The organism is Paenibacillus prosopidis (genome assembly GCF_003337375.1).
Taxonomy (GTDB): Bacteria; Bacillota; Bacilli; order Paenibacillales; family Paenibacillaceae; genus Pristimantibacillus; species Pristimantibacillus prosopidis.
In genome coordinates, this window is the sequence record NZ_QPJD01000070.1 from 1 (window position 1) to 1,787 (window position 1,787).

General features: G+C 47.6%; 1 protein-coding gene. It reads right to left on the reverse strand.

Going from position 1 to position 1,787, the window contains the following annotated elements; genetic code table 11:
- Window positions 1-96: 96 nt before the first annotated feature.
- Window positions 97-1,656, reverse strand: a complete 1,560-nt coding sequence (locus DFP97_RS30295; RefSeq protein WP_114384366.1) for an IS1182 family transposase — start codon at window positions 1,654-1,656, stop codon at window positions 97-99.
- Between the last annotated feature and the right edge of the window lie 131 nt (window positions 1,657-1,787).

The following is a 1,787-nucleotide window of genomic DNA, read 5'->3' on the forward strand; positions in this document are numbered from 1 at the left end:
AAAGGGGTTGTCTCAAAAGTAGGTAAGCTTATTACTTAGATAGCACTCTTGTAGTGAAAATCATGTTTCAAATCAAAAAATGGTGACGATAGGGCTTTACCCCTGCGCCACCATTTTTTGTTTTTGGTCGATTGCTGCTTGCTTAAGCAAATTATGGGCAAGCGAAAGCCACCCGACCTCTAGGCTCACTTTCGGTAAGCCGCGAAGCAGAAAACGTCGGAATCCTCGGTTGTTTTTCATCTGCCCGAATACACTTTCAGGCTCAATCATCCGCCTGACTGACAGTTCATAGCCTTCCTCGCTACGAAGCTTCTCCCGTACCTGCTTTTTGTATCGCAGGTATCGCATACTCACCTTGATCTCCCGATTTCCTTTGGCTTTTGTACAAGATGGTTTGAGTGGGCAATCTTCGCAACTCGTGCTGCGGTAATGGCGGTGCCGGATTTCAAATCCGCTTTCGGTCTTTTCCTTACTCTCGTAACGGAACGTGAGTATCTGTCCCGCCGCACACGTCCATGTGTCTTCCGCTTCGTCATAGTGCCAGTTGTCTATTTTGCTTATGTCCTTCTGCCACTTCTTTGTCCTTTCCTTATGGTAAGTGCCGTACTTCACGAGTGCTTCCAACTGTTCACTTTCTAGATAGGCGTAGTTTTCTTCTCCGCCGTACCCGGCATCTGCGATGATCGTTCCCGGCAGCTTACCGAGAGCTGTCTTAATCTTCTCCAAGTGCGGCTTTAAACAACGCGTATCCGTTGGACGTTGGTGCAGGCTGTATCCAATAATGAACTGATTCTCGGTCCCGATTTGTACATTGTAGCCCGGCTTGAGTTGACCGTTACGCATGTGATCTTCTTTCATCCGCATGAACGTTGCATCTTTGTCGGTCTTACTAAAACTATTACGGTCCCCTAGAATTTCTTCATGGGATTCATACTTTTGGAGGCGAGGAAGCAAGTCTTTCCGAAGTACACGCACCGCTTTCTTAAGCGGCTTATTCTTTGGCTTATCTTGCAGTCTTTCTTCCAGCTGTTTGACTGCGGTCTCAAGCTTTTCGCTGGTGATCTTCGATGCTTCGCCAAGTTCACTTAGATCCTGACCGCTATTCGTCTGCTCTTCTTGGTTTTCGGCTTCTTCGATGGTGGCAAACAGCGTCTGCACTTTCTCCTGGAGCTTCGCCTTTTGCTTCACTACGGCCTTTCCCCAAACAAACGTATATCGGTTGGCATTCGCTTCGATCTTGGTGCCGTCGACAAAGTAATGCTCCAGTTTCACGTAATTCTCCTCGGCTAGAAACTGAAGAACGGCTGTGAATACGGTCTCCAGCACTGCTTTCATCCGCTCGGAACGAAACCGGTTGATGGTGCGGAAATCCGGCCGCTGTCTGCCCGCGATCCACATGAACATAATGTTCTCACGAACGGCCTTAGCAATCTGGCGGGACGAATAGATGCGCTGCGTGTATGCATAGATGATGACTTTAGTAAGCATTTTAGGGTGGTAACTGTCACGACCGCCTCCAGGATAGACGGAAGCGAAGATGCTATCACTGAGTCGATTAACCGCGGCATTGACGACACGAACGAGGTGATTTTTGGGGATATCTTCCTCTAAATCCATTGGCAGAGTAAGTTGGTCCATGGTATATTGAATGTACATAGAAACCGTTCCTTTTCGTATATGGTTGGGTGGTACCTCCATTTTACCAAAGGATGGTTTCTTTGTTTTTTACAACTTTTAAAACAATGAAGGGGCTGCCCCTAAGTCTTTATGACTTTTGGGACAGCCCC